The sequence below is a fragment of the Microbacterium sp. BWT-B31 genome (assembly GCF_041379855.1).
Lineage (GTDB): Bacteria > Actinomycetota > Actinomycetes > Actinomycetales > Microbacteriaceae > Microbacterium.
Genome location: NZ_JBFECU010000005.1, coordinates 97,740 through 124,025, shown reverse-complemented (window position 1 = coordinate 124,025; position 26,286 = coordinate 97,740). Strand labels below are relative to the sequence as shown.

The window sequence follows — 26,286 nt, the reverse complement described above, 5'->3', positions numbered from 1 at the left end:
ATGCCACGACCAGACGACCCGCAGCACGCGACCGCCGAGCGGGGTTGACGAAGGATGACACGACATGACGAACGAGACCGTTGAGCAGCTGATCGCACGGTCGAACCGGCTGGGCGCCGACCCGCGCAACACGAACTACGCGGGCGGCAACACGTCCGCGAAGGGCACCGAGATCGACCCGGTGACGGGTGAGCCGGTGGAGCTGCTGTGGGTGAAGGGCTCGGGCGGCGATCTCGGCACGCTCAAGCCCGAGGGCCTCGCCGTGCTGCGCCTCGACCGGCTGCGCGCGCTCGCCGGCGTCTACCCCGGCGTCGAGCGCGAGGACGAGATGGTCGCCGCGTTCGACTACTGCCTGCACGGCCGCGGCGGCGCCGCGCCCTCGATCGACACCGCGATGCACGGGCTCGTGGATGCCGCCCACGTCGACCACCTGCATCCGGACTCCGGCATCGCCATCGCGACCGCCGCCGACGGCCCGGCGCTCACGCAGGCGGTCTTCGGCGAGAAGGTCGTGTGGGTGCCGTGGCGGCGCCCGGGCTTTCAGCTCGGCCTCGACATCGCGGCGATCGCGCAGCAGAACCCGGCCGCGATCGGCTGCATCCTCGGCGGGCACGGCATCACCGCGTGGGGCGACACGTCCGACGAGGCCGAGCAGAACTCCTCCTGGATCATCGCCACCGCGGCCGAATACCTCGAGCAGCACGGTTCCGCACAGCCGTTTGGAGGAGTTCGGCAGGGCTTCGAGGCGCTGCCCGAGGCCGAGCGGCGCGCCAAGGCGGCGGCGCTGGCCCCGACGATCCGCGGCCTCGCGTCGACCGACAAGCCGATGGTGGGGCATTTCACCGACGCAGGCGTCGTGCTCGAATTCCTCGCATCCGAGAAGGCGCCCGCGCTCGCGGCGCTCGGCACGAGCTGCCCCGACCACTTCCTGCGGACCAAGGTCAAGCCGATGATCCTCGACCTGCCCGCGGATGCGCCGGTCGAGGCATCCGTCGCCCGTCTTCGCGAGCTGCACGAGCAGTACCGCGCCGACTACCGGGCCTACTACGACGCGCACGCGACGGCGGAGTCCCCCGCGATCCGCGGCGCCGACCCGCTCATCGTGCTCGTGCCGGGCGTGGGCATGTTCTCGTACGGCGCGAACAAGCAGACCGCGCGCGTCGCGGGCGAGTTCTACGTCAACGCGATCAACGTCATGCGCGGCGCCGAGTCGGTCTCGACGTACGCCCCGATCTCGGACGCCGAGAAGTTCCGCATCGAGTACTGGGCGCTCGAAGAGGCGAAGCTGCAGCGGATGCCTCGCCCGAAGTCCCACCAGGGGCGCATCGCGTTCGTGACCGGCGCGGCATCCGGCATCGGCAAGGCCATCGCGACCCGCCTCGCGGCCGAGGGCGCGTGCGTCGTGGTCGCCGACCTCGACCTCGAGAAGGCGCAGGCCGCCGCCGCCGAGCTCGGAAACGCGGATGTCGCGATCGGCGTCGCCGCGAACGTTGCCGACGCCGCGGGCGTGCAGGCCGCGATCGACGCCGCTGTGCTCGCCTTCGGCGGCGTCGACCTCGTCGTCAACAACGCCGGCCTGTCGCTGTCCAAGCCGCTGCTGGAGACCACCGAGGCGGACTGGGACCTGCAGCACGACGTCATGGCGAAGGGCTCGTTCCTCGTCTCGAAGGCGGCGGCGCGGGCCCTGATCGACCAGGGCATGGGCGGCGACGTCATCTACATCTCGTCGAAGAACTCCGTCTTCGCCGGCCCCAACAACATCGCGTACTCGGCGACGAAGGCCGACCAGGCCCATCAGGTGCGCCTGCTCGCGGTCGAGCTCGGCGAGCACGGCGTGCGCGTCAACGGCATCAACCCCGACGGGGTCGTGCGCGGCTCGGGAATCTTCGCGAGCGGGTGGGGCGCGAACCGCGCCGCGACCTACGGCGTGCCCGAAGAGAAGCTCGGCGAGTTCTACGCGCAGCGCACGATCCTCAAGCGCGAGGTCGTGCCCGAGAACGTCGCCGACGCGGTGTACGTGCTCACCGGGCCCGAGCTCTCGCGCACGACGGGCCTGCACATCCCGGTCGACTCCGGGGTCGCGGCGGCGTTCCTGCGATGAGCGACCGCGCCGCGGCATCCTCCGGGCCCCGTCGAGAACGCGGTCTCTCGCCGAGTGAGCATGTCATCCCCGCGGATGACGTGGCGTCTCGGCGAGAACGCGGAGTCTCGACGGGCGGGGGCGCGGTCGCGGCGGTCGACCTCGGAGCGACGAGCGGGCGCGTCATGATCGGTCGCGTGCGCGACGGGGCGGTTGAACTCGAACTCGTCGCGCGGTTCCCGAACGGCCCGGTCGCGCGCGAAGACGGCCTGCACTGGGACTTCGCCGCGCTCTACGGCCACATCGTCGACGGCCTCGCCGAGGCGGTGCGGCGCGAGCCCGCGATCGCAAGCGTCGGCATCGACTCGTGGGCGGTCGACTACGGTCTCGTCCGCGACGGTGCGCTCGTCGCGGAGCCCTTCCACTACCGCGACGAGCGCACGGCGGCCGGTGTGGCCGCGGTGCACGCGCGCGTGCCCTTCGCCGAGCTGTACCGCCGCAACGGCCTGCAGTTCCTGCCGTTCAACACGCTCTACCAGTACGCCGTCGAGCGAGGGCTGACGCAGGCCGATGCCGCCCTCCTCGTGCCCGATCTCGTGGCGTTCCTGCTCACTGGCGCCCTGGCGGCCGAGCGCACCAACGCGTCGACGACGGGGCTCGTCGACGTGCGCACCGGGGAGTGGGACCTCGAACTGGCAGAGCTGCTCGGGGTCGCGGCATCCGCTCTGCCTCCGCTCGTCGATCCCGGAACGCGCGTCGGCCGCCTGGCCGGCGCCGCGCGCGAACGCATCGGCGCACCGCTCGACGTGATCGCGGTCGGCTCACACGACACCGCGTCGGCAGTCGTCGCGGTGCCGCTCGCCTCGCCGAGCTCGGCCTACATCTCGTGCGGAACGTGGGGCCTGGTCGGTCTCGAGCTCGACGAGCCGGTGGTGACGGATGCCGCGCGCGAGGCGAACTTCACGAACGAGGGCGGGGTCGACGGGCGCGTGCGGTTCCTGCACAACGTCACCGGACTCTGGCTGCTGAGCGAGACCGTGCGCGCGTGGGAGGCCGAGGACGGCGCGCCGATCGAGCTGACGGAACTGCTGGATGCCGCAACCGCCGTGACCGGCGACCTTGCGCTGTTCGACGCGAACGACGAGCGCCTCTCGGCCCCTGGCGACATGCCCGCGCGCATCGCCGCGGTGCTGGGCGAGCGCGGTGCGCGCGTGCCCGCGACCCGCGCGGCGTTCGCCCGAACGATCGTCGAGTCGATCGCGCAGGCGTTCGCCGAGGCGGTTCGCACCGCCGGCCGGCTCACCTCCCGCGAGATCGACGTCATCCACCTGGTCGGCGGCGGCGCGCTCAACCGCCTGCTGTGCCAGGCCACGGCGGATCGCTCGGGGCTTGCCGTGCTGGCCGGACCGGTCGAGGCGACGGCCCTCGGCAACGTGCTCGTGCAGGCGCGCACGCACGGCTGGTTCGGGCCGGATGCCACGCTCGAGACCCTGCGCGCGGCCGTTGCCGCCGCGGTGACACCCGAGCGATACGAGCCTCGTCAAAGCCTGTCGCCGCGCCCGGCGTCTGCCTAGCGTGCCCGCCCCATCCGACACCCCACCCGACCCGACGGAGCGCCATGCGACTCGACGACATCCAGATCCGCGACCCGTTCGTGCTGTACGACCCCGACGAGGGCCGCTACCACCTGTTCGGCAGCACCGACGAGGACATCTGGAAGGGTCCGGCGACGGGATTCGACACCTACTGGAGCACCGACCTCGAGAAGTGGCACGGTCCGTCGCCGGCGTTCCGGCCATCGCCCGACTTCTGGTCGCACACGCAGTACTGGGCTCCCGAGGCGCACCGCTACCGGGGCGCCTTCTACCTGTTCGCGACCTTCACCGCCGAGGGCGAGCGCCGCGGCACCCAGGTGCTGCGCGCCGAACGGGCCGCAGGCCCCTACGAGCCGTGGTCGCCGGGCCCGCTCACGCCGCGCGAGTGGGAGTGCCTCGACGGCACGCTGCACGTCGAGGACGGCATCCCGTACCTCGTGTTCTGTCACGAGTGGAAGGATGTCGGCGACGGCGAGGTGCAGGCGATCCGGCTGACCGACGACCTGCGGGGCACCGTCGGCGAGCCGTTCCTGCTGTTCCGCGCGTCGGAGGCGCCGTGGGCGAGATCGATCGAGCGGCCCGAGTTTCCGCGTGTGTACGTCACCGACGGCCCGTCCATGCATCGCACGCGCGACGGGCGTCTCCTGATGCTGTGGTCGAGCTTCGGCGACTCGGGCTACGCGATGGGGGTCGCGACGTCGCGTTCGGGCGGCATCGCCGGTCCCTGGACCCAGGCCGACGAGCCGATCTGGCCCGCCGACGGCGGTCACGGCATGGTCTTCGCCGACGCGGAAGGGCGGCTGCTGCTCACACTGCACACGCCGAACCGCACTCCCGACGAGCGCGCGCGCTTCTTCCCGGTAGAAGAGACGCCGGACGGGCTGCGGCTGGCTCGCTGAGCCTTCCGGCCGCGGCCGCCGGCCAGCCGGCACAGCCCCGCCGGCCGGCCCCGGCCTGCTACGGCAGCCGCAGCGCCCCGTCGACGCGCCGCGGAATGCTCAGCGGGTTGCCCTCGCGCAGCGCCGCGGGAAGCACGCGCTCGGGGGCGTCCTGGTAGGCGATGGGCCGCTGGAAGCGCCGGGCCGCGGTGGCTCCGACCGACGTGTGCTGCGAGGTCGTGGAGGGCCACGGACCCCCGTGGTGCTGCGACCACGTGACGGCGACGCCCGTCGGCCACCCGGCGAACAGCACGCGGCCCGCGCGCGCGGCGAGCACGTCGAGCACGGGCGTGACGTCGTCGGCGTCCTCGGCGTGGATCGTCGCGGTGAGGCTGCCCTCGAGCCGCGCGAGCACCGCGGGCAGGTCGGCCGCCGACCCGTACCGCACCAGGAGCGTCACCGGCCCGAAGACCTCCGCCGACAAGGTCTCGAGGTGCGTCGCGAACGTGTCGAGATCGACCGCGTAGACGAGGGGCTGAGGGATGCCGTCATCCGCGGCGCGTCCCGCGACGACCTCGGCACCGGGCACCGCGGCGAGATGCGCGAGTCCGGCGCGGAAGCCGCGGTCGATCGCGTCGGTCAGCAGGCGATGCGGCGCGGAGCCGACATGGGCGGGCAGCGCGGACTCGAGCGCGGAGCCGTCGGGTACGAACACGATCCCCGGCTTGGTGCAGAACTGCCCCGCGCCGAGCTGGAACGACCCCGCAAGGCCCTGCGCGAGCGCGGCGCCGCGCGCGGCATCGGCCGCTTCGGTCACCACGACCGGGTTGATCGATCCGAGCTCGCCGAAGAACGGGATCGGCGAGGGGCGCGCGGCGGCACGGTCGGCGAGCGCGCGCCCGCCTGCGACCGACCCGGTGAACGAGCCCGCCGCGATCGCAGGGTGCTCGATGAGCGCGACGCCCGCCTCGCGACCTTCGACGAGCGCGAACACGCCGTCGGGCGCGCCCGCCCCCGCGAGTGCCTGTGACACGAGCGACGCCACGCGCCGCGACAGTTCGGGGTGCCCCGGGTGCGCCTTGACGATCACGGGGCAGCCGACCGCGAGCGCCGAGGCCGTGTCGCCGCCGGCGACCGAGAACGCGAACGGGAAGTTCGATGCCGCGAACACCGCCACAGGGCCGACGGGGCGCAGCATCCGGCGCAGGTCCGGACGCGGGGGCGCGGCATCCGGCACCGCGTGATCGATGACCGCCTCGAGGTACGAGCCCTCCTCGACGACATCGGCGAACAGGCGCAGCTGCCCCGTCGTGCGGGCCACCTCGCCGCGCAGGCGCGTCTCGCCGAGCGCGGTCTCGCCATCGGCGATCGCGACGAGCTCGTGGGCGTGCGCATCGAGCTCGGTGGCGACGGCGCGCAGCCACGCGGCGCGCTCGGCATCCGTCGATGCGGCGGTCGCGGCGAACGCCGCCGCGGCGGCGGTGGCGAGGCGGTCGAGCTCGGCGGGGGTCGAGTCGGTCATGCGGTCCTCCTTGGGGGCGGGTCGTGAATCAGCGGAAGCGGATGCCGACGCCCGGCGCGGTCCCGCCGGCGATGCGTCCGTCGCCCACGACGAGCCCGGTCGGCTCGGCGAGAGCGTCGAGGTCGGCGAACAGGGCGTCCTCGACGACCTCGATGCGGGTCGCGGTGTCGAGGCAGAGCGCGAGCGGAGCGGACAGTTCGGGAAGGAGGTGGAACGCGAGCTCGGCCCCGCCCTCCTGCACCGCCCGCGCGATCCGCAGTGCGGGCGTGATCCCGCCCACGCGCACGATGTTCGGCTGCAGCACCTGCGCGGCGTCTGCGTCGAGGAACTCGCGGAAGCGGTATTCCGTGTGCAGGTTCTCGCCGACGGCGATGCGCACGCCCGTCTCCCGCCGCAGCGCGATGTGCCCCGCGAGGTCGTCGGCGCGCAGCGGCTCCTCGAGCCACGCGATCCGCAGCGGAGCGAACGCGTCGGCGGCTGCGACCGCGCGGTCGAGTCTCCAGCGCTGGTTCGCGTCGACCATGAGGTCGCGGTCCGGTCCGATCACGTCGCGTACGGCGGCGATGCGGTCGACGTCCTCCGCGAGGTCGGGCTTGCCGACCTTCACCTTCACGCCGCCGAAGCCGGCGTCGACCCAGCGGCGCGCCTGGGCGACGAGGTCGTCGAGCGGGTAGTGCAGATTGACGCCGCTGCCGTAGGCGGCAAGCGACTCGTGGCGGCGGCCGAGCAGAGAAGGGATGCCGCCACCCGCGCGCCGCGCGACGAGGTCCCACAGCGCGAGGTCGAGGCCCGCGAGCGCGATCGTCGTGACGCCGCCGGCCCCTGCCTCATGCAGATGGCGCCACGCGTCGTCCCACCACGCCGGGGCGGCGGGGCGGCCGAGCGCGAACGGCGCGAGATCCGTGTCGATCAGGGCCTGCACCGCCGTGCCGCCGATCGACGGGGTCCACGAGAAGCCGTGACCGACGGCGCCGTCGGCATCGGTCACGGTGACCTCGATGACCCGCACGTCCGTGACGTCAGGCCCCCACGGTCGCGACAGCGGGATCGTGATGGGCCGCGTCTCGACACTCGCGATCGCCGGGGCATCCGTCGGCGCGATCATCGCGCGACGAGCTCCCGCCCGCGCTCGAGGAGTGCCTGCAGCCGCGCCTCCTGCTCGGGCGTCGGGTCGACCAGCGGCGGGCGCACCGACCCGACCGCCAGCCCCGACAGCCGCAGCCCGGCCTTGATGAGCGACACGGCGAAGCCGGGCGTCTCGTCGCGCAGCCGCACGAGCGGCACGTAGAACTCGTCGAGCAGCACGCGCTGACGGCCCTCGTCTTCGTCGCGGTACGCCGCGAAGAACGCCGTCGCGATCTCGGGCGCCATCGCGAACACGGCCGACGAATACAGCGGAACGCCGATCGCGCGGTACGCCGCCTGGCTGAGCTCGGCGGTCAGCAGGCCGTTGAAGAACTGCAGGTCGCGACCGGCACGGGATGCCGCGAGCACGAAGCGCTGCATGAGCGCGACGTCGCCCACGCCGTCCTTGATGCCCACGACCGACGGCAGGGTCACGACCCGGTCGACGGTCGCCTCGGACAGCTGCATGTTGCCGCGGTGGTAGACCACGAGCGGCAGCTCTGTCGCCGCCGCCACGGCCTCGATGTAGGCCACGAGTCCGTGCTGGGGCCCCTGCACGAGATACGGCGGCATGACGAGCAGACCGTCGGCCCCGGCATCCTGTGCCGCACGCGCCGTCTCGCGCGCGTGCCCGAGGGGCCCGCCCGCACCCGCGAAGACCGGCACGCGTCCGCCGACGCCGCCGACCGACGTCGCCACGACCTCGCCGAACTCCCCCACCGACAGGGAGTGGTATTCGCCCGTGCCGCACGCCGCGAACACGCCCGCCGCTCCCGCGGCGACCCCGCCCGAGACGTGGGTCGCGAGCACGTCCAGGTCGGGCCGGTCGCGCGCATCGAACGGCGTCACCGGAAAGAACAGCACTCCGTCGGCGAAGGTCGGTTCAGGCATGCGTCGGTCCTCCCATGGGGGCGGGCTTGGTGCCTGCCACGAGCTCGGTGCGCCACGAGCGGCGCGCGCGCCACCCGAGCAGCCGCTCGGCCTTCGCGCTCGAGAACACGGCCTCCCCAGGGCCGAGCGATGCCGCAAACCCCCCCGTCTCGGGCACCCAGCGCGCGAGCGCCTCGCCGACGGGCTCCCGTACGAGCGAGTCCTGCGCGGCCACGAAGAACACCGATCCGTTCGGGGCGGCGTCGGGCCGCGCGAGCCACGCGAGGACGAACTCGCCCGCGTCGCGCGCGTCGACGTAGTTGAACAGCGACACGGCCGCCAGCGCGGGGTCGTCGAGGCGATCGGCGATCGTGTGGCCCTGCTGGGTCGGCGCGCCGTGCCACTCCTCGGGTGACACGACGTAGCACGGGCGGAAGAGCCCCAGCCGCAGCGGCGCGCCCGCGCGCACCTCGGCCTGGACGAGTTCCTCGATCGCGACCTTCGCCGCCGCGTACGCGGTCCACGGGGCGAGGGGGTGGGTCTCGTCGATCGGCAGCGCCGACGGCCTCCAGCCCGCGGGCGCGCCGTAGCCGATGACCGTGGGGCTGCTCGAGATGAGCACGGCGCCGATCCCCGCCTCGCGCGCGCCGGCGATCACCGCGACCGCCAGCGACGTGTTCGTGCGGAAGGTCTCTTCATCGGGCGCGCTGAAGGGCGCCGGGATACCGGCCAGGTGCACGATCGCGTCGGGCCGATGCTCGGCGAAGAGGGAGGCCGCGGCCGCGGCATCGGTCAACTCGTGCACGACCTGCACGGCAGGAAGCCCCGGCGCCTCGACGCGATCGACCGACACGACCTCGTGCCCGGCCTCGGCGAGCACCGTCACGACGCTGCGGCCCAGGCGGCCCGCGCCGCCGGTGACCAGCACGCGGCTCATCGCGCGCCGCCCTCGAGTGCGACGGCCGCGGGGCCCAGGTCGAGGTCAGCCGTGCGCACGGCCTGGCCGGTCTCGAGTGAGCGGTTGCCCGCGAGCCCCACCGCCATCGACCGCACGCCGTCGAGCCACGACGCCGCGCGGCCCAGCGGATCGTGCGCACGCCCGACGAACACCTCGCGCAGCAGCACCGCGTCGCCGCCGCCGTGGCCGCCCGCGGCCTCGGGGATCGCGACCTGCTCGGCCGGCGCGAAGTGCCGCTGCACCACGAGCCGTTCCGAGACCGGACGCGCGTCCTCGTGCGCGACCGCATCAGGGCGGGCGCTCGGGTCGACGACGACTCTCCCGTCGGCGTCGAGCAGCACCGCCCCGCGCTCGACGACGGTCAGCTCCGCGCGGCCCGCGGTGCCGTTGACGGCGACCGTGTAGCCCTCCCACGGCGAGTGCGCGTTGAGCGAGTACGACATCGACGCGCCGCCCGCGTAGTCCACGACCAGCGACAGGTTGTCTTCGATCGTGATGCCCGGATCGAACACGTCGCGGTCGCGCAGGTAGCCGTCGTGCGCCTCCTGGTCGAAGTACAGCCCCTTGAGGGTGGGGTCCTCGCGCAGGTCGAGGCTGAACGCGTCCCGCAGCGGCGAATCGCTCGACCCGCGGTCCGGGCGGGCGCCCAGCCCCCGCGCGGCGGCGTTGTCGGCGCCGTAGAAGCGCAGACCGCCGCTCGCGAACACGCGGGCGGGGGCATCCGCGATCCACCAGTTGACGAGGTCGAAGTGGTGGCTCGCCTTGTGGATGAGCAGGCCCCCGGAGTTCGCCTTGTCGCGGTGCCAGCGCCGGAAGTAGTCCGCGCCGTGCGCGGTGTCGAGCACCCACTCGAAGTGCACCGAGGTCACCCGGCCGATCGCACCCGACGCGATGACCTCCTTCAGGGCGCTGTTGCGCGGCGAGTAGCGGTAGTTGAACGTCACGGTCACCGACCGGCCGGTGCGCTCGGCCGCCTCGGCGATGCGCCGCACCCCGGCCTCGCTCGTCGTGAGCGGCTTCTCGACGATCGCGTCGGCCCCGGCCTCGAGGGCGGCCACGACCAGATCGGCGTGCGTGACATCGGGCGAGGTCACGATGACGCGGTCGATGCCGTGCTCGATCACCGCCGTGCCCAGCGCCTCCGGCGCGAAGCGGGCGGGTGCCGGGGCGCCGGCCGCCGTCACGCGCTTCTCGTACCAGTCCAGGCGGCCGGGGTTCGTGTCGCCCCACGCGACGAGTTCGGCCACGTCGGAGTGCGCTGCGGTGATCGCGTCGATGTACATCTGCGCGCGCGAGCCCGTGCCGACGAGGGCGTAGCGGATGCGGGTGGTCATGGTCGTCTCTCGTCGTGAAGTCGTGCGGGTGCGGGGGGCGGCATCCGGCATCATTTGATCCCCGTCGTGGCGAAGCCGCGCAGCAAGAAGCGCTGGCCGATGAGGAACACGATGAACAGGGGCAGCAGCGACACGACCGACATCGCGAACATCGCCCCGAAGTTCGAGGCCTCCTGCGCGTCAATGAAGCCCTTGAGCGCCACCTGCGCGGGGAACATGCCGGGCTCCCGCAGGTAGATGAGCGGGCCGAAGAAGTCGCCCCACGTCCAGATGAACGTGAAGATCGCCGTCGTCACGAGGGCCGGGATCATGAGCGGCAGCGTGATCTGGGCGAACATGCGCAGGTGGCCCGCGCCGTCGATCTTGGCCGCCTCGAAGATCTCGTTCGGCAGCGCGCGGATGAACTGCACCATCAGGAAGATGAAGAACGCGTCCGTCGCGAGGAACTTCGGCACGATGAGCGGCAGGAACGTGTTGAGCCAGCCCAGCTGCTGGAAGATCACGAACTGCGGGATCAGCACGACCTGGAACGGCAGCATGATGCCGATGAGCATGATCGCGAAGTACAGGTTTCGCCCGCGGAAGCGCAGCCGCGCGAACGCGTACGCGGCCAGGGAGCACGAGATCAGGTTCCCGATGATCGCCCCGACCGAGATGATCATCGAGTTGCCGAGGTACAGGCCGAAGGGCGCCTGCAGATCGTTCCATCCGCTGACGTAGTTGTCGAGCGTCAGGTCGGTCGTGAAGATGCTGAGGTCGCGGAAGATCTCGTCGTTGGGCTTGAGGCTGGACACGACCAGCCAGATCAGCGGATACAGCATGACCAGCGACACCGCCACGAGCGCGATGTGCTTGACGATCGACGTCACCGTCGCGCGCGTGCCGCGCCGGCGGCGGCGGCGCCCCAGCGATTTGCCGGTCGTGATGAGCTCTGTGGCGGGAGCGGCCGCGGTTTCAGTCGTCATAGAACACCCAGAACTTCGAGAACCAGAAATTGAAAGCCGTGAACACGCCGATCACGATGAGCAGGAACCACGCCATCGCGCTCGCGGTGCCCATGTCGTAGTTGATCCAGCCCGTCCGGTACAGGAACAGCGTGTAGAACATCGTCGAGTCCGCGGGGCCGCCGGTGCCGCCCGAAACGACGTAGGCCTGCGTGAACGTCTGGAAGGAGAAGATGATCTGCAGCACGAGATTGAAGAAGATGATCGGGGTGAGCAGCGGGATCGTGATCGAGACGAACCGGCGCACCCTTCCCGCGCCGTCCATCTCGGCGGCCTCGTAGTACATGTCGGGGATCTGGCGCAGCCCCGCGAGGAAGATCACCATCGGAGACCCGAAGGTCCAGATGTGCAGCACGATGATCGTCCACAGCGCGTAGTCGGGATGCCCGATCCAGCCGGGCAGGTCGGTGAACCCGAACCAGCCGAGGAACGCGTTGAAGATGCCGTCCTTCGCGAACACCTGGCGCCACAGGATCGCGACGGCGACCGACCCGCCCAGCAGGCTCGGCAGGTAGAACGCCGAGCGGTAGAACGACAGGCCGCGCATGCCGCGGTCAAGCAGCAGCGCGAGCGCGAGGGCGAACGCGAGCTGCAGCGGAACCGAGACCAGCACGTACTGCGTCGTGACGCGGAACGCGTTCCAGAACTTGGCGTCCTGGAACATCTCGATGTAGTTCTCGAACCACACGAACTGGGGCGGGTCGAGAAACGGCGGGTGCAGCACGTTGTAGTCCGTGAGCGACAGATACAGGGATGCCGCCATCGGGCCGACTCCGAGAAGCAGCAGGCCCGCGAACCACGGCAGAAGGAACAGGTACCCCGCCTTGTTGTCCGGGTAGGCCTTCTTCGGGTCGGGCTTCGCGCCGCCTCGCCGGGCATTGAGCGCGATGTCGCGCAGTTCGCCCAGACTGCTCATCTCCGACCTCCTCGTCGATTCGTGAAACCGCTATCTCGGATTCTCCGGAACGAAGATACCCTGAGAAGCGTCGATTGGCGCACGAAGTTGCGAAACAGACATCCGGGTACCCGCCGATGCCGGGAATCCACACCGCAGAAAGGGCTGCACGTGGCACGACGAACCGGTCTGAGCACGATCTCCGACGTCGCCGCGCGCGCGGGCGTCTCACCGGCGACCGTGTCGCGCGTGATGAACGACCGGTTCGCCGGCGAACCCGAGGTCGCCGAGCGCGTCACGGCCGCCGCCCACGAACTCGGCTACTCGCCCAGCCACCTCGGCCGTTCGCTCGCGCTCGGCACGACCAACGCCATCGCCTTCGTCGTGCCCGACCTCGGCAACCCCATGTTCCAGGCGGTGCTGTCGGGGCTCAGCAAGACGGCGGCCCACGACGGCTACCGCGTGCTCGTGGCCGACTCGGCGGAGTCACCGAGCGACGAGCCGCTGCTGGCCGCCGAGATCCGCCGGCGCGCCGACGCGGTCGTGCTGTGCGCGCCGCGCATGCCTGCCGAGCGCCTGGTTCCGCTCGTGCAGAGCCTGCAGCCGCTCGTCGTCATCAACCGACCCGACCTGTCGCTGTCGGCGCCGGCCCTCGCGATCGACTACGAGTCCGGCATCCAGCGGATCGCCCAGCACCTCTACGACCTCGGCCATCGACACCTCGTGTACGTCGCCGGAACCGAGCGCAGCGTGTCCAACCGCTTCCGGGTGAAGGGACTGGACGCGTTCGCGGCCGCGCATCGCGACGTGCGGATCGACCGCGTCGACGGCGGCGTCTCGTCCGCCGACGGCATCGCCGCCGCCCCCCACGTGCTCCGCACCCGCGCCACCGCGGCCATCGCGATGAACGACCTCGTCGCGATCGGGCTCATGCACGCGCTGTCGCAGCGCGGGGTCTCGGTGCCGCGCGACATATCGGTCACCGGGATGGACGACATCCCGTTCGCCCAGTTCTCGTCGCCGCCCCTCACGACCGCCTCGGTGCCCCATGTCGAGCTGGGGGTCGAGGCCTGGCGGCGCATGGCGGCGCTGCTGCGCGACGAGCCGCCGGGGTATGACATGATCTTCCAGCCGCGCGTCGAGGTGCGCGGCTCGACGGCGCCGCCCCGGTCGAGCTGAAAATGTCGGCGTCGATAACAAATCGATCTCACTCCGATTGACATCCGCCGGACGCGGTGCATACTGTTCCGTGATAGCGGTTTCACGAAATCGAGCTCACGAGCCCGCAGATCCAGGAAACCTATCTGCAACCACCCCCGGGGTCGCCACTGCCGGCGACTCGCACTACTCACGAAAAGAGTCGCAATGACGCGTTCAGCACGTTCCATCGCGGGGAAGGCGACGCTCGGCGCCCTTCTCGTCGGGGCGCTCGCCCTCTCGGGATGCGCCGGTGGCACCCCCGAAGAAGACCATGTCGCCGAGGCCTGGGACCCGCACGCCGAAGAGGTCGAGCTCGAGATCGCCTGGTGGGGCAACGAGGAGCGCCAGGCGCTCTTCCAGCAGGTCATCGACGCATTCGAAGAGGAGTATCCCGAGATCACGGTCACGGGCAACTCCTACGGAGCCCCCGACGACCTGTTCAACCGTCTCGCAACCGACTTCGGCGGCGGCGCGACGACGGCCCCCGACGTGTTCGCGCTCGGCGGCGCCAAGCCGCAGGAGTACGGCTCGAACGGCCTGCTGCTGCAGCTGGACGCCGACGACCAGGTGTCCGAGATCGCACACTCCGACGCCTACCCCGACTTCTCGCTCACCAACGCGATCGTCGACGAGAAGCTGTACGGCCTGCCCACGGGCGGCAACGCGACCGCCGCGTTCGTCAACACCGAGATCTTCGAGAAGGCCGGTGTCGAGGTCCCCGACGACGGATGGACGTGGGACGACCTCGTCAAGGCGGCCAACGCGATCGGCTCGGCGGGTCTGACCACCGACACGGGCGCCCCGATCATGGGCATCGACCTGCGCGTGCAGGACATCATCGGCACCTACACCGGCCAGGAGACCGAGTTCGGCATGTATGACTGGGACGGCGACGTCGCAGTCGAGCCCGAGGTCATCTCGAGCTTCTACGGGATCGAGGAGGACCTGCTCGCGGGCGGCGGACTGCCCGACCCGTCGGTCGTCTCCACCAACTGGAACCTGCCCAGCGACCAGCAGCCGTACGCACTCGGTCAGGCCGGCATCACGTTCGGCTACTCGAACCTCGTGAACGGCCCCTACGGCCTCGACGGCGCGACGAAGATCCTGCTGCCGCCGACCGACACCGACAAGACCGGCGTGGCGCTGCTGCCCTCGGCGTTCTGGTCGATCAACGCCGCGACGGAGCACCCCGAGGCGGCCGCGCTGCTCATGGACTGGTTCCTGAGCCCCGCTGCGGCGGACCTCATCAAGGACACGCGCGGCGTGCCCTTCCGTCAGGACACCGCCGACGCGGTCGTCCCGCTCCTCGAAGGCGGCGCCGCGGTCGCCGCGGAGTACGTCGCCAAGACGCTCGAATCCGGAGAGGTCGCCCCGCCGCAGCCCAACGGCGGCGCCAACATGAACAGCTACTCGCAGACCTACGAGGCCGAGGTGCTCTTCGGCCGCCTGTCGGCCAAGGATGCCGGCCAGAAGTGGGTCGACTCGCTCACGGCCGACATCGAGGCCGCGCGCTGAGCGCGACCTGACGACGCACCGCGTGCGGGCGGTCCCGAGACTCGGGGCCGCCCGCACCGCCGTCGGGCGCATACACGAGAGGATGCCGTTGTGACCCCGTTCGACGACGTGCTGAGCCGCCTGCGGGCGGCACCGGATGCCTTCGGCGTGGCGTTCGTCGCGGCGGACGGGCCGCTCGAGGCGCGGTGGCGCCAGGCGACGGACGAGCTCGCGACCTGCATCCGTCCGGTCGGCGACCCGGCGTCCGATCCGATCCTCATCGAAGGCGGCGCGTACGACGGCGCGTGGATCGAGTCGACCGGAACGATCAACGCCGAGGTGCTCGGCCGCTTCGCCCCCGACGTGACGCGCGCGACCCACCTGCGTTTCGCCGCCGAACAGCGCACGGACGGGCTCATCCCCTACAAGGTCATCGACTCCGGTCCCGCGTTCAGCCAGATCCAGATCGTCACGCCCCTCGCTCGTGGAGTGTGGAACCACTACCTCCAGACCGGACGCACCGACCGCGCGTACCTCGAGACGATGTACGCGGCGATGAGCCGCATGGACGGGTGGCTCGCGAGGTACCGCGACACGCGCGGCACCGGCGGTGTCGAGGCGTTCTGCGCGTTCGACACGGGGCACGACGCGTCTGCGCGCTTCTGGTTCGCCCCCGACAGGTGCTTGCACGACGAGGCATCCCTCCCCCATCCCGATGCGCCGCTCCTGCCGTACGTCGCGCCCGACCTCACCGCGAACGTGGCGTGCCAGCGCGCGCACCTCGCGCTGATCGCGCAAGAGCTGGGGCACGATGGCGCGCCCTGGCGCGCCCGCGCCGAAGCATCGCTGGCCGCACTGTGGGAGCAGTGCTGGGATGCGGACGACGAGATGTTCTACGACCGGGACCGCAACGGCGCACTCGTGCGCGTGCCGTCGGACGTGCTGCTGCGCGTGCTGGCGTGCGAGGTCGGCGACGACGCGTTCTTCGCGCGGATGCTCGAGCGGCACCTCTTTCACACGCGCCGGTTCCTCTCGCCGCACGGGTTCACATCGCTCGCGATGGACGATCCGCGGTTCGATCGTGACTTCACCCGCAACTCGTGGGGCGGACCGGTCAATTTCCTCGCGCAGCTGCGCGCACCGGCCGCGTTCGAGCACCACGGCCGCGCGGGCGAGCTCGCGCTGGCGTCGCAGGGCGTGCTGACCGCGCTCGCGATCGCCGACAGGTTTCCGCAGACACTCGATCCGTGGTCGGGCGAAGCGGGGTTCACGCAGGCGTACTCCCCATCGCTGCTGTGGCTCCTCGATGCCGTCGAGCGCTGGTTCGGCGTCCTCCCCCTGCCCGACGGCACGGTGCACGTGACGGCGCTCGCGCCGACGCGGCTCGGGCACGGTGCGGCCGCGTCGGCGGTCGGCTACCGGCGGGTCGTCGGCGGCGCGGTGTGGGAGCTCGCCGCAGACGACCACGGCGCGGCCCTGTCGATCGACGGGGAGCGGACGCTCGAACTCACCCACGGCGAGCGCGCGACCCTGTCATCGGCCGGAGAAGTCCTCGCCCGCGCGACGCTCGCGAGCATCGCACCACGGTTCTGAGTCTCTCGCAGGGCGCGCTTTCGCCGCCGATCAGGCTCGAGCCTCACGCCTCGCGGGCGACCGTCCTTCGATCGCCGCTGCGCGGCTGCTCAGAAACCGATCCGCCGATCGCTCTCAACGCTCACGCTTCGCGCGTGATCGTGACCGTCACGTGCAGGTGCGACTTGTGCGGACCGGCGTACACGCCGCGCAGCGGCGGCACGTCGTTGTAGTCTCGGCCGCGGCCGATGAGCACGTGGCGATCGCCGACCTCGATGCTGTTGGTGGGGTCGAAGCCCTGCCAGTCCCCGGCGAACCACTCGACCCACGCGTGCGACTCGCCCGGCACGGGCACGCCCACCTCGGCGTCAGCCTTCGGATGCAGGTAGCCCGACACGTACCGCGCCGGGATGCCCACCTCGCGCAGGGCCCCGAGGGTGATGTGCGCGATGTCCTGGCAGACGCCCTTGCGCACCTCCCACGCCTCGTGAGCGGTGGAGTGCACCCCGGTGATGCCGTGCATGTACTCCACGGCGTCGCCGACGGCGACCGCGATCGCGTGGGCGGCGTGGCCGGGGTGGTCGTGCTCGGCCGCGATCGAGCGGGCGAGCTGCGCGACCTCGGGGTGCGGGCGGGTGCGGGCGGTCTGGGCGAGCTGCTCGACGGTCTCGATCGACCGGGACGCGGCATCCGTCAGCTCGTGCCAGGTCAGATCGATGTGGTCGATGGGCCGCGGACGCACCTCGACGAGCGAGCGCGCGGTGATCGTAAGCGATGTGTGCGCCGACAGCACATCGAAGGCGGCGACGCGCGTGCCGAAGTAGTCGACGTACTGGTTGACGGATGCCTGCGGCTCGATGTCGAGCGCCGAGCTCAGCACGAACTGGCTGTCGGTCGACCCGGGCAGCATGCGCGCCTCGTTGTACGACGCGCCCACGTCGCCGCGATACGTGAACCCGGTCTGGTGCTCGATGCGCAGGCGTTTCACGAGGTCTCTCCGATCCAGCTCGGCTCGGCGTGCGTCGGGAAGAAGCGGTGCCGGATCGCCTCGGACGCCTCGCGCGTCACGGTCTGCACGCGCTCCATGTGATGCGGGATCTCGCTGAGGATCTCGCCGATCGGCCGGTATTCGAGGTCGTTGCGGATCTGCCCGAGCGCACGCAGCACGTTGTTCGAGTGCCCGACGCGGTCCGCGCGCGGGTCGATCGCGCTCATGCACTCCTCGGCGCGGGCGATCGAGTAGATGATCGACCTCGGGAAGAGGCGGTCCAGCAGCAGGAACTCGGCCGCGTTGCGCGCGCTCGGCATGCCGCGGTAGGTGCGCAGGTACGCCTCGTACGCGCCGCACGATCGCAGGATCGTGGTCCACGAAGGGCCGGATGCCTCGGTCAGCGATCTCGTCGCAAGCAGCCGCGCGGTCATGTCGGCGCGTTCGATGCTGCGACCGAGGGTGAAGAACTGCCACGACTCGTCGCGGCTGGTCGAGGAGTCGACGATGCCCACCGCGAGGGCGGCGCGCTCGCGCACCCACTGGAAGAACTCGTGCACCTTCTCGGACTGCAGGCGCCGCGGCATCCGCGAGTTCGTGGTGTTCAGGGTCTCCCACAGCTCGGTCGACACGATCTCGCGGGCGCGGCGCGCGTTCTCTCGCGCCGCGTTGAGCGAGTAGGCGATGCTCGCCGGGTTCACGCGGTCGACGGCGAGGTGCTGCAGCACGTCGTTGCGGCGCACATGGGCGACGCCCTGTGGGGAGAGGGATCCCATGACGCTCAGCAGCGAGCGGCACGCGACATCCTCATCGATCCACGGGTCTTCGAGAAGCAGCTGCAGGTGCACGTCGAGGATGCGCGCAGTGCCGTCGGAGCGCTCGATGTACCGCCCGATCCAGAACAAGCTCTCTGCGATGCGGCTCAGCATCCCGACGCACCCCCCTCGCCCGTCACGCGCTGGTCGCCGTTCGCGCCGCGCCCGACCCGGGTTGCGTGTCCCACTTCGCCGCTTCGCGGGGCAGACCCCGCCGAAGAATCGGAACACGCCGCGGCTGAAAGACGACACGCGGCGGATCGTGGAACGGATGCCGCAACCTGCGCCTGCTGTTGCTGCTGCTCCTGCTGCTCGACGCGCGAGCGCGGGCGGTCTTGAGGCGAGTGCAGCGGCTCGTGCTGCCCCTCGTAGACGACCGCCGCAGAGACCGGCTCTTCGTCGGGCTCGGGCACGGGGACCGTTCCGGTGGCCGAGGGGTAGTCGCGGCGAGCGGGCGCGGTACCGCCGACGACCCAGGTGTCTTTCGATCCGCCGCCCTGGCTCGAGTTCACCACGAGCTGCCCCTCGGGCAGGGCGACGCGCGTGAGCCCGCCGGGGAGCACCCACACCTCGTCGCCGTCGTTCACCGCGAAGGGGCGCAGGTCGGCGTGGCGGGGGCGCATGCCGTCTTCGACGAGCGTCGGGATCGTCGACAGCATCACGACGGGCTGCGCGATCCAGCCGCGGGGGTCGGCGACCAGGCGCTCTTTGAGCTTCGCGAGCTCGGCGGGCGAGGCATCCGGCCCCACGACCAGTCCTTTGCCGCCCGAGCCGTCCACGGGCTTGACCACGAGCTCGTCCAGGCGGTCGAGCACCTCTTCGAGAGCCTCGGGCTCTTCGAGCCGCCACGTGTCGACGTTCTTGAGGATGGGCTCTTCGGCGAGGTAGTACCGGATCAGGTCGGGCACGTACGTGTAGAGAAGCTTGTCATCGGCCACGCCGTTGCCGACCGCGTTGGCGATCGTGACGTTGCCCAGGCGCGCGGCGAGCATCAGCCCGGGTGCGCCGAGCATCGAATCGGCGCGGAACTGCAGCGGATCGAGGAAGTCGTCGTCGACGCGGCGGTAGATCACGTCGACGCGCTTGGGACCGCGCGTGGTGCGCATGAACACCTTGCCGCCGACGCACAGCAGGTCGCGCCCCTCGACGAGTTCGACGCCCATGAGCCGGGCCAGCAGAGTGTGCTCGAAGTACGCCGAGTTGTAGACGCCGGGGGTGAGCACGACGACGTTGGGGTCTTCGACGCCGGGCGGCGCCGATGCGCGCAGCGCCGCGAGCAGCTTGTTCGGGTAGTCGCCGACCGGACGCACGTGCATCGAGACGAACAGCTCTGGCAGCGTCTGAGCCATCACTCGCCGGTTCGAGATGACGTAGCTCACGCCCGACGGAACGCGCACGTTGTCTTCGAGCACGCGCATCTCGCCGTGCTCGTCGCGGATGAGGTCGATGCCGGCGACCTGGATGCGCACGCCGTTCGCGCTGCGGATGCCCGCGGCCTGCCGGTAGTAGTACTGCGACGACGCGATCAGCTGCGCCGGCAGCACGCTGTCGCGCACGCAGTGCTGGTGCCCGTACGCGTCGTCGAGGAACGCCTCGAGAGCCTTCACCCTCTGCTGCACGCCGGACTCGATGCGCGACCACTCGTCGAACGCGATGACGCGCGGCACAGCGTCGAGCGGGAACGGGCGTTCCTCGCCGGCGAAGTCGAAGGTGACGCCCTGCGCCAGGTAAGAGCTCGCGAGCGAGTCGGCCCGCCCGCGCAGCTCTTCCTGCGTCATCTGGGCGAGCGCGCGGTACAGCTCGCGATATGCGTCGCGCGACTCGGCGGGCTGGCCCGCATGTGCCGGAGCGGCGAACATCTCGTCGAAGGGAGCCGCGCCGGAAGCCGTCTTGCGCGGCGTCAGCGTCGAGCCGTAACCATCGAAGAGATCTCCCACGGATAGAGCCTAGCCTTGCGCTGTTGCGCGCTTGTTAACGACGCCGGATGCCGCACCCGGCCGAGCCGGGCCGCGGCGAGGCATCCGCTCTGTCACTGTCTGGAATCGCCCCGGGTGAGCACCTCGTCACCTCACGAGATCAGCGGCACGATCGTCTCGTTCGGCGAGGCACCCCCGACACCTTCGGGCTGAGCCTCGGCGACGCCGTCGTGGGCGGGTTTCGTCATGCCGGGACACAACCGGGAGGGGGCTCCTTCGGCGCGCGCACGCGCGCCGCCGAGGGATCGTTCGATGCGGCCGGGGTCGTCACCGGCGAGTACCGGATCGACGTGGTGGATTCGGCGTACCAGGCGCTCGCACACGGCGAGATCACCGGCCGCGCCGTGATCGTCAGGGGGTGGGCAGACCCGGCATTTCGGTCTGTGAACCGCCCCACCCTCCTCCCGACGACATAGGCTCTCCTCGTGGGTGGAGCGCTGCGGGGCCGGTGGTTCGTCGCTGCGGCGGCGGGTGTGGCATCCGCCCTGCTCGCCGCAGGCCTCGGAGAACTGACCGCCGCCCTCGTCGCCCCCGAGTCGAGCCCTTTCGCTGTGATCGGCGGGGCGCTGATCGATGCCGCGCCCACGTGGGCGAAGGATGCCGCGATCAGCCTGTTCGGCACGGGCGACAAAGCTGCGCTGCTCACCGGCATCGCGATCGTGCTGCTCGTGGTCGCAGCCGGCGCGGGCGTGCTCGAGGCGAGGCGGCCTTCGTGGGGCGTGGTCGTGCTCGGCGCGTGCGGAGCCGCCGGCGCGGTGATCGCGATGTTCCGCGCCGGGGCGGGACCGCTTGCGTTCGTGCCGTCCGCCGTGGCAGGCATCGCCGGCGCGACGGCGGTGCGCCTGCTCATCCACGTGCTCCGGCGCGCCGAGGCCGGCGGGCCCGTCGCCGAATACGTGACCGCGGCCGAGGCATCCGCGCCCGTCGACCGGCGCGGATTCTTCGCGTGGACCGGCGGGGTCGCGGCGGCGGGGCTCCTCGCGCTCGTGGCGTCGAACCTGGCGCGCGCCGGCGGGCGGGCCGTGACGGCCGTGCGCGACACGCTGCGGCTGCCCGCGCCGGCGGCTGCAGCGCCGACGATTCCGGCGAGCGCGGAGCTCGGCATCCCGGGGCTTGCGCGGGTGATCACCCCGAACGCTTCGTTCTACCGGATCGACACCGCCTTGGTCGTGCCCCAAATCGACCCGGCGGACTGGAGCCTGCGCGTAATCGGCATGGTCGATCGCGAAGTCGTCATCACGTGGGATGAACTGCTCGCCCTGCCGCTCGAAGAGAGCGTGACGACCCTCGCGTGCGTGTCGAACGAGGTCGGCGGCACGCTCATCGGCAACGCGAGATGGCTCGGGTACCCGATCCGCGAGGTGCTCGCGCGGGCCGTGCCCGACCCGGATGCGGACATGGTGCTGTCACGGTCGATCGACGGGTTCACGGCATCCACTCCCCTGGACGTGCTCACCGACGACCGCGACGCGATTCTCGCCGTCGGCATGAACGGCGAGCCGCTGCCGGTCGAGCACGGGTTCCCGGTGCGGATGGTCGTGCCGGGGCTGTACGGGTACGTGTCGGCGACCAAGTGGGTGACTGAGCTCGAAGTGACCAGGTTCGACCGGGCGCGCGCGTACTGGACCGATCGCGGATGGTCCGAGAAGGGCCCGATCAAGCTGCAGTCTCGCATCGACGTGCCGCGCAGGGCCCAGGGGCTGAAGGCCGGCGACACCGTGATCGCGGGCGTCGCGTGGCAGCAGCACGTGGGCGTCTCGGGCGTCGAGGTGCAGATCGACGAAGGCGAGTGGCACGAGGCGACCCTCGCGACGGCGATCTCTGACGACACGTGGGTGCAGTGGAGCCTCCCGTGGCGGGCCGAGGTCGGTGCGCACCTCATCCGCTGCCGCGCGACGAGCGCGACCGGCGAGGTGCAGACCTCCGAGCATGCCAACCCGGCGCCCGACGGCGCGACGGGCTGGCACGAGCGCTACATCGAGGTGTTCGAGTAGAGGGCGCCACGAGTGTCCGTCACCGGCCGACCGCGGGGTGGCGGAGCGTCCTCCGCAACGGAGGACGAGCGACTCGCAGATCGCGCCCTGCCCGCCTGAATGCGATCGCAGAGAGAACACATTTCACTGGGTGATAATGTCCACGCGCCTTGCGGCTCTCGGCGATTTACTCATCTGCATGGTCGCGACGGTGCGGTCGGCTTACCGCTCGCCACAGCAACCACAGCACCCACCATGCACTAACACCTCGCGGGCACAGCCCGGCGAGATGACAAGGGAGTCTCTATGAAGGTGACAGACATGACCCGTCCGCGACGGCTCACCGCCCGAATCGGCGCCATTGCGGCGGCGATCACTGTGAGCGCGCTGGCGCTCGCCGGTTGTGCAGGCGGGGATGCCAGCGCAAGCGCCGGCGGCGGTGGCGAGGACGTCCTCAAGATGACGTACATCAGCTATCTCCCGATGACGACCCTCTCGACGTCCATCGAGATGCTCGCCGACACCGGCGGCTACTTCACTAAGCATGGCCTCGATGTGGAATTCCAAGTCGTCAAAGGTGCAGGGGCCGCTATTCCTGCGCTCATCGGCGGTCAGACGCCGGTGACGAAGGTCGGCATGATCGACGCCCTCACCGCCGCAGACGAAGGACAGCCTCTCGTCCAGGTCGGCACGATCGAGCGCGGCGGCGCGTTCCAGATCGTGTCCGACAAGAAGGATCCAATCACGACCCTGGACGACCTGGAGGGCAAGGTCATCGGCCTGAGCTCCATCGGCGGCACGAGCGAGAAGACGCTTCGTCTCGCGCTCAAGGACGTGGGCCTGGACCTTAAGCAGATCGACAGCCCCGGCAAGGGCGAGGTCGGCATGACCGTCGTCGGCTCCGGCCCCGCCGACTTCGCCAACGTCCAGAACGGTCGCATCGCCGCCTACATGGTGGGCATCGACATCGCTACGATCGTCGCCAAGCAGTTCGGCGACGAGGCGGTCATCGCGAGCGGTCTGACCTCGAAGGTGCAGGCAGACTCCCAGGTCTACGTCGCCACCAAGGACAGCCTGGAGAAGAACGCCGAAGTCATCAAGCGCTTCCTCGCGGCCACGACCGAAGCCAAGCAGGCGTTGCTGGACGACGAGACCCTGGACGACTCGGTCGCGTCCCTCCAGTCCGGCTACAGCTTTCCGTCGTTGGACGACGCCGAGGTGGCGAAGCAGTCCATCGACCAGCTGCGCGCCCGCTGGACGATCGACGGCGAGTACCCCTCGCTCGAGAACGAGACGGACCGCTTCGTGTCGGCGTACGGGGAGCTCAAGAGCAACAACCTGCTGAAGGCCGGCGACGGCGACCCCGCAGAGTGGGTCACGAACGACTACCTCCCGTAGAAACCACCCGCCCTCCGGGCGGGGTGCGCGTGAGCGCCCCCGCCCGGCATCCTCACTCCCCCTTCTATGAAAGTGAACAGATCCGCGATGCCAGAACCTGCGACCCGGTCCGCGCTGTTGGACTCCCCCGATGCGTCCACAACTCCGCGGTTGGCGATCGACGGCGTCGGCCGTGATTTCCACCGACGCGGCGATGTCGTCCACGCCGTGTCAGGGATCGATCTGCAGATCCAGCAGGGCGAGTTCGTCGCCCTGATCGGTCGATCCGGATGCGGCAAGACCACGCTCCTGCGAATGATCGGCGGACTGCTCGCCCCGACAGCTGGCCAGATCCGCGTGAACGGCGAGCAGTTGTGGCATGGCCCCCAGGTCGACAAGTCCGTCATCGAAGGGCTGGGGTTCGTGTTCCAGGAAGCCAACCTCTTCCCGTGGTTCTCGATCCTGGACAACATCGCCCTTCCGCTGAAGCTACGCGGTGTCGGCAAGGCGGCGCGCCGCAAGAAGGCGCAGGAGTACGCCGACCTCGTGGGCCTCGGCGGCTTCACGAGCGCGTACCCGCGCGAGCTCTCCGGTGGCATGCGTCAGCGTGCCTCGATCGCCCGCGCCCTCAGCGTCAACCCCAACCTCCTGCTTATGGACGAGCCCTTCGGCGCGCTCGATGCCCTCACGCGAGAGAAGATGAACCTCGAGCTGCAGCGCATCGTCATGGAGACGAACGCGACGACAGTGTTCGTCACCCATGACATCCCCGAAGCCGTCTTCCTCGCTGACCGCGTCGTCCACCTCACCCCGCGCCCCGGACGGATCCGACAGATCCTGCCGATCCCGTTTGACAAGGGCCGCGACATCGACATCCAGACGAGTACCGAGTTCAACGACATCGTCCGCAGACTCCGCCACGATCTCGACGAGGAGAACTGAGTTGAACGCCAAGACCACCAAGATCCTGCCTTGGGTCACCACCCCGATCCTGCTGATCGTCATCATCGCGGTGTGGCAGGTCATCGTCACCGCGTTCAACGTCAACGCGCTCGTCTTCCCGTCGCCCGGCGCGGTCGGGGAGTCGATGCTGCGGCTGCTGGGCACATCCGAACTCTGGGTGAACGCCGGCTACACGGCCCTCGAGACCGTCGTCGGCTTCCTGATCGCCGTCGTGGTGGGTGTCATCCTCGGCGTCGTGCTCGGCAAGATGTTCTGGCTGGAGGTGAGCCTGCGACCATTCATCATCGTGACGCAGGTTGTCCCGAAGGTCGCGTTCATCCCGCTGTTCGTGATGTGGTTCGGCTTCGGGATGAACTCGAAGATCGTCCTCGCCTTCATCCTCGCCTTCTTCCCCGTCATGATGAACGTGCTCCTCGGCGTCCGCTCGGTGGAGCAGGGGCATCGCGAGGTGCTCAAGAGCCTGGGCGCGAGCCGCTGGCAGACGTTCACCCAGATGGAGGTGCGCAGCCTCATGCCCTACCTGTTCGCGGGTATGGAGGTCGCGATCGTGCTTGCGACGATCGGCGCCATCGTTGCGGAGTACATGTCCGGCACGACGGGGCTCGGCTTCATGCTGATCTCGTCGTTGAACGGCGGCGACGCGGCGGGGATGTTCGCCATCATCGTGTTCCTGTCCATCCTCGGTCTCGTCCTCTACTTCCTCGTGAGCGGCTCCAAGCGATTCGTCATCCCGTGGCACGAGTCGGTCTACGGCCAGCAGGTCCAGGGCGTGTGATCGGATGCCGCTGAGCGCGCGTTCGACGAGTGAGATGAGAGTCCCGGAGCGGGGTGTGGAAATGGCGACGATACGAAGTCTGACGGCAGCGGTCACTTCACACCCCGAGGAAAACGGAGCCCGCTCACTCGTCGAACGCACGTTGCGTGTGATCGGCACCTTCCGGGAGCGTCGCGTCCGCCAGACGCTCTCCGAGATCGCGCGTCGGGCAGACCTGAACGTCGCCACCACCTTCCGCATCGTCGGGAAGCTCACCGCGTGGGGTGCGCTCGAGCGAGACGAAGAAGGCCTCTACTGCATCGGCCTCCGTCTGTGGGAGATCGCGTCTCTCGCCCCGCGGGCGACGCGCTTGGAGCACATCTCCCGTCCCTTCATCCACGACCTCTACTCGGTCACCAACTGCAGCATCCACCTCGCCGTCCGCGACGAGAATGAGTGCGTCTTCATCGACCGTCTCCACAACCCCGACCAAGGGCACATGCGCACGCGCGTAGGGGGGCGGTATCCGTTGCACGCCACCGCGGTGGGCCTCGTGCTTCTGGCCAATGCTCCGGAGGATGTCATCGAGGACATCTTCGCCGAGGGCTTGGCTGCCTACACTGACAACACGGTCACCGACCCGGGCGAGCTGCGTCGCAAGCTCGCGGAGGTCCGTCGGACGAATGTAGCCATCCAGGACCGCACCATGAATCCGAACGTCCGATCCATCGCCGCGCCGATCAGCGGCCCCGACGGGACCGTCATCGCGGCAATCAGCATCAACGCACGCCCGAGCGACTACAACGACCGCAGCGCCGCGCACATCGTCCGCCTGTCCGCGGCGTCGATCTCGCGAGCGATCGCGACGGCATCCGCTGCCGCACCGGCAGCCGCTGCGGCAGCCTCCTGACGC

Annotated in this window: 22 protein-coding genes; 12 read left to right on the top strand and 10 right to left on the bottom strand. The window is 70.4% G+C overall.

Annotation, left to right across the window (positions count from 1 at the left end):
• The first annotated feature begins 64 nt into the window (after positions 1-64).
• The 3 genes from AB1K54_RS07540 to AB1K54_RS07530 are packed head-to-tail and all read left to right on the top strand — an operon-like array spanning position 65 to position 4,574.
• The gene (locus AB1K54_RS07540; protein ID WP_371202128.1) at positions 65-2,101 is read left to right on the top strand and encodes a bifunctional aldolase/short-chain dehydrogenase; all 2,037 of its coding nucleotides are present in this window, start codon (positions 65-67) and stop codon (positions 2,099-2,101) included.
• On the top strand, positions 2,098-3,654 hold the full coding sequence (locus AB1K54_RS07535) for a rhamnulokinase family protein (protein ID WP_371202127.1): 1,557 nt from the start codon (positions 2,098-2,100) through the stop codon (positions 3,652-3,654). Before AB1K54_RS07540 ends, AB1K54_RS07535 begins: the two co-directional genes overlap by 4 nt.
• A 44-nt stretch (positions 3,655-3,698) precedes the next feature.
• Positions 3,699-4,574, top strand: a complete 876-nt coding sequence (locus tag AB1K54_RS07530) for a glycoside hydrolase family 43 protein (RefSeq protein WP_371202126.1) — start codon at positions 3,699-3,701, stop codon at positions 4,572-4,574.
• A gap of 58 nt (positions 4,575-4,632) precedes the next feature.
• Here AB1K54_RS07530 and AB1K54_RS07525 read toward each other — a convergent pair whose 3' ends face one another.
• Genes AB1K54_RS07525 through AB1K54_RS07495 form a run of 7 tightly spaced genes read right to left on the bottom strand, consistent with a single transcriptional unit; the run spans position 4,633 to position 12,282 of the window.
• Positions 4,633-6,075 (bottom strand): aldehyde dehydrogenase (NADP(+)), encoded by a 1,443-nt coding sequence (locus tag AB1K54_RS07525; protein WP_371202125.1) that lies wholly within the window; start codon positions 6,073-6,075, stop codon positions 4,633-4,635.
• Positions 6,076-6,103: 28 nt separating this feature from the next.
• Positions 6,104-7,180, bottom strand: coding sequence for a mandelate racemase/muconate lactonizing enzyme family protein (locus AB1K54_RS07520; protein ID WP_371202124.1), 1,077 nt, complete (start codon positions 7,178-7,180; stop codon positions 6,104-6,106).
• A complete protein-coding gene (locus AB1K54_RS07515; protein ID WP_371202123.1) occupies positions 7,177-8,091 on the bottom strand; it encodes a 5-dehydro-4-deoxyglucarate dehydratase in 915 nt (304 codons plus the stop codon). Before AB1K54_RS07515 ends, AB1K54_RS07520 begins: the two co-directional genes overlap by 4 nt.
• Positions 8,084-9,007, bottom strand: a complete 924-nt coding sequence (locus AB1K54_RS07510) for an NAD-dependent epimerase/dehydratase family protein (RefSeq protein ID WP_371202122.1) — start codon at positions 9,005-9,007, stop codon at positions 8,084-8,086. Before AB1K54_RS07510 ends, AB1K54_RS07515 begins: the two co-directional genes overlap by 8 nt.
• Positions 9,004-10,362 (bottom strand): Gfo/Idh/MocA family protein, encoded by a 1,359-nt coding sequence (locus AB1K54_RS07505; protein ID WP_371202121.1) that lies wholly within the window; start codon positions 10,360-10,362, stop codon positions 9,004-9,006. Before AB1K54_RS07505 ends, AB1K54_RS07510 begins: the two co-directional genes overlap by 4 nt.
• 50 nt (positions 10,363-10,412) lie before the next feature.
• The gene (locus AB1K54_RS07500; RefSeq protein WP_371202120.1) at positions 10,413-11,327 is read right to left on the bottom strand and encodes a carbohydrate ABC transporter permease; all 915 of its coding nucleotides are present in this window, start codon (positions 11,325-11,327) and stop codon (positions 10,413-10,415) included.
• Positions 11,317-12,282, bottom strand: coding sequence for a carbohydrate ABC transporter permease (locus AB1K54_RS07495; RefSeq protein ID WP_371202119.1), 966 nt, complete (start codon positions 12,280-12,282; stop codon positions 11,317-11,319). The genes AB1K54_RS07500 and AB1K54_RS07495 overlap by 11 nt, the downstream gene beginning before the upstream one ends.
• Positions 12,283-12,432: 150 nt before the next feature.
• Between AB1K54_RS07495 and AB1K54_RS07490 the strand changes: the two genes are divergently transcribed.
• The 3 genes from AB1K54_RS07490 to AB1K54_RS07480 all read left to right on the top strand — a co-directional run bounded on the left by AB1K54_RS07490 (position 12,433) and on the right by AB1K54_RS07480 (position 16,548).
• Positions 12,433-13,440: a LacI family DNA-binding transcriptional regulator gene (locus AB1K54_RS07490; protein WP_371202118.1), complete on the top strand. Its 1,008-nt coding sequence runs from the start codon at positions 12,433-12,435 to the stop codon at positions 13,438-13,440.
• Between the two features lie 186 nt (positions 13,441-13,626).
• Positions 13,627-14,976, top strand: coding sequence for an ABC transporter substrate-binding protein (locus AB1K54_RS07485; protein WP_371202117.1), 1,350 nt, complete (start codon positions 13,627-13,629; stop codon positions 14,974-14,976).
• A gap of 90 nt (positions 14,977-15,066) precedes the next feature.
• Complete coding sequence (locus AB1K54_RS07480; RefSeq protein ID WP_371202116.1) at positions 15,067-16,548, top strand: hypothetical protein; 1,482 nt, start codon at positions 15,067-15,069, stop codon at positions 16,546-16,548.
• A 121-nt stretch (positions 16,549-16,669) separates the two neighbouring features.
• On the opposite strand, the gene AB1K54_RS07475 is transcribed toward AB1K54_RS07480, so the two are convergent.
• The 3 genes from AB1K54_RS07475 to AB1K54_RS07465 are packed head-to-tail and all read right to left on the bottom strand — an operon-like array spanning position 16,670 to position 20,267.
• Positions 16,670-17,515 (bottom strand): transglutaminase N-terminal domain-containing protein, encoded by an 846-nt coding sequence (locus AB1K54_RS07475; RefSeq protein WP_371202115.1) that lies wholly within the window; start codon positions 17,513-17,515, stop codon positions 16,670-16,672.
• Positions 17,512-18,444 (bottom strand): alpha-E domain-containing protein, encoded by a 933-nt coding sequence (locus tag AB1K54_RS07470; protein ID WP_371202114.1) that lies wholly within the window; start codon positions 18,442-18,444, stop codon positions 17,512-17,514. Before AB1K54_RS07470 ends, AB1K54_RS07475 begins: the two co-directional genes overlap by 4 nt.
• Positions 18,438-20,267, bottom strand: a complete 1,830-nt coding sequence (locus AB1K54_RS07465; protein ID WP_371202113.1) for a circularly permuted type 2 ATP-grasp protein — start codon at positions 20,265-20,267, stop codon at positions 18,438-18,440. Before AB1K54_RS07465 ends, AB1K54_RS07470 begins: the two co-directional genes overlap by 7 nt.
• Positions 20,268-20,314: 47 nt before the next feature.
• Between AB1K54_RS07465 and AB1K54_RS07460 the strand changes: the two genes are divergently transcribed.
• The 6 genes from AB1K54_RS07460 to AB1K54_RS07435 all read left to right on the top strand — a co-directional run bounded on the left by AB1K54_RS07460 (position 20,315) and on the right by AB1K54_RS07435 (position 26,283).
• Entirely contained in the window at positions 20,315-20,722 is a 408-nt protein-coding gene (locus tag AB1K54_RS07460) for a hypothetical protein (RefSeq protein WP_371202112.1), read from the top strand.
• 9 nt (positions 20,723-20,731) lie between these two features.
• A complete protein-coding gene (locus AB1K54_RS07455) occupies positions 20,732-22,300 on the top strand; it encodes a molybdopterin-dependent oxidoreductase (protein WP_371202111.1) in 1,569 nt (522 codons plus the stop codon).
• A gap of 300 nt (positions 22,301-22,600) precedes the next feature.
• Positions 22,601-23,677, top strand: a complete 1,077-nt coding sequence (locus AB1K54_RS07450) for an ABC transporter substrate-binding protein (RefSeq protein WP_371202110.1) — start codon at positions 22,601-22,603, stop codon at positions 23,675-23,677.
• Between the two features lie 87 nt (positions 23,678-23,764).
• Positions 23,765-24,598 (top strand): ABC transporter ATP-binding protein, encoded by an 834-nt coding sequence (locus AB1K54_RS07445; protein WP_371202109.1) that lies wholly within the window; start codon positions 23,765-23,767, stop codon positions 24,596-24,598.
• Position 24,599: 1 nt separating this feature from the next.
• The gene (locus AB1K54_RS07440; protein WP_371202108.1) at positions 24,600-25,394 is read left to right on the top strand and encodes an ABC transporter permease; all 795 of its coding nucleotides are present in this window, start codon (positions 24,600-24,602) and stop codon (positions 25,392-25,394) included.
• A gap of 4 nt (positions 25,395-25,398) precedes the next feature.
• Positions 25,399-26,283 carry an IclR family transcriptional regulator gene (locus AB1K54_RS07435; protein WP_371202107.1) on the top strand — a complete coding sequence of 295 codons (885 nt, stop codon included), beginning with the start codon at positions 25,399-25,401 and terminating at the stop codon, positions 26,281-26,283.
• The last annotated feature ends 3 nt before the right edge of the window (positions 26,284-26,286 follow it).

Bases quoted from the DNA above. Each gene is read 5' to 3' on its own strand.
- AB1K54_RS07450 (WP_371202110.1), top strand. From the start codon at position 22,601: ATGACCCGTCCGCGACGGCTCACCGCCCGAATCGGCGCCATTGCGGCG.
- AB1K54_RS07500 (WP_371202120.1), bottom strand. From the start codon at position 11,327: ATGACGACTGAAACCGCGGCCGCTCCCGCCACAGAGCTCATCACGACC.
- AB1K54_RS07495 (WP_371202119.1), bottom strand. From the start codon at position 12,282: ATGAGCAGTCTGGGCGAACTGCGCGACATCGCGCTCAATGCCCGGCGA.
- AB1K54_RS07535 (WP_371202127.1), top strand. From the start codon at position 2,098: ATGAGCGACCGCGCCGCGGCATCCTCCGGGCCCCGTCGAGAACGCGGT.
- AB1K54_RS07515 (WP_371202123.1), bottom strand. From the start codon at position 8,091: ATGCCTGAACCGACCTTCGCCGACGGAGTGCTGTTCTTTCCGGTGACG.
- AB1K54_RS07525 (WP_371202125.1), bottom strand. From the start codon at position 6,075: ATGACCGACTCGACCCCCGCCGAGCTCGACCGCCTCGCCACCGCCGCC.
- AB1K54_RS07510 (WP_371202122.1), bottom strand. From the start codon at position 9,007: ATGAGCCGCGTGCTGGTCACCGGCGGCGCGGGCCGCCTGGGCCGCAGC.
- AB1K54_RS07530 (WP_371202126.1), top strand. From the start codon at position 3,699: ATGCGACTCGACGACATCCAGATCCGCGACCCGTTCGTGCTGTACGAC.
- AB1K54_RS07470 (WP_371202114.1), bottom strand. From the start codon at position 18,444: ATGCTGAGCCGCATCGCAGAGAGCTTGTTCTGGATCGGGCGGTACATC.
- AB1K54_RS07485 (WP_371202117.1), top strand. From the start codon at position 13,627: ATGACGCGTTCAGCACGTTCCATCGCGGGGAAGGCGACGCTCGGCGCC.
- AB1K54_RS07445 (WP_371202109.1), top strand. From the start codon at position 23,765: ATGCCAGAACCTGCGACCCGGTCCGCGCTGTTGGACTCCCCCGATGCG.
- AB1K54_RS07460 (WP_371202112.1), top strand. From the start codon at position 20,315: ATGCCGCACCCGGCCGAGCCGGGCCGCGGCGAGGCATCCGCTCTGTCA.
- AB1K54_RS07540 (WP_371202128.1), top strand. From the start codon at position 65: ATGACGAACGAGACCGTTGAGCAGCTGATCGCACGGTCGAACCGGCTG.
- AB1K54_RS07520 (WP_371202124.1), bottom strand. From the start codon at position 7,180: ATGATCGCGCCGACGGATGCCCCGGCGATCGCGAGTGTCGAGACGCGG.
- AB1K54_RS07435 (WP_371202107.1), top strand. From the start codon at position 25,399: ATGCCGCTGAGCGCGCGTTCGACGAGTGAGATGAGAGTCCCGGAGCGG.
- AB1K54_RS07505 (WP_371202121.1), bottom strand. From the start codon at position 10,362: ATGACCACCCGCATCCGCTACGCCCTCGTCGGCACGGGCTCGCGCGCG.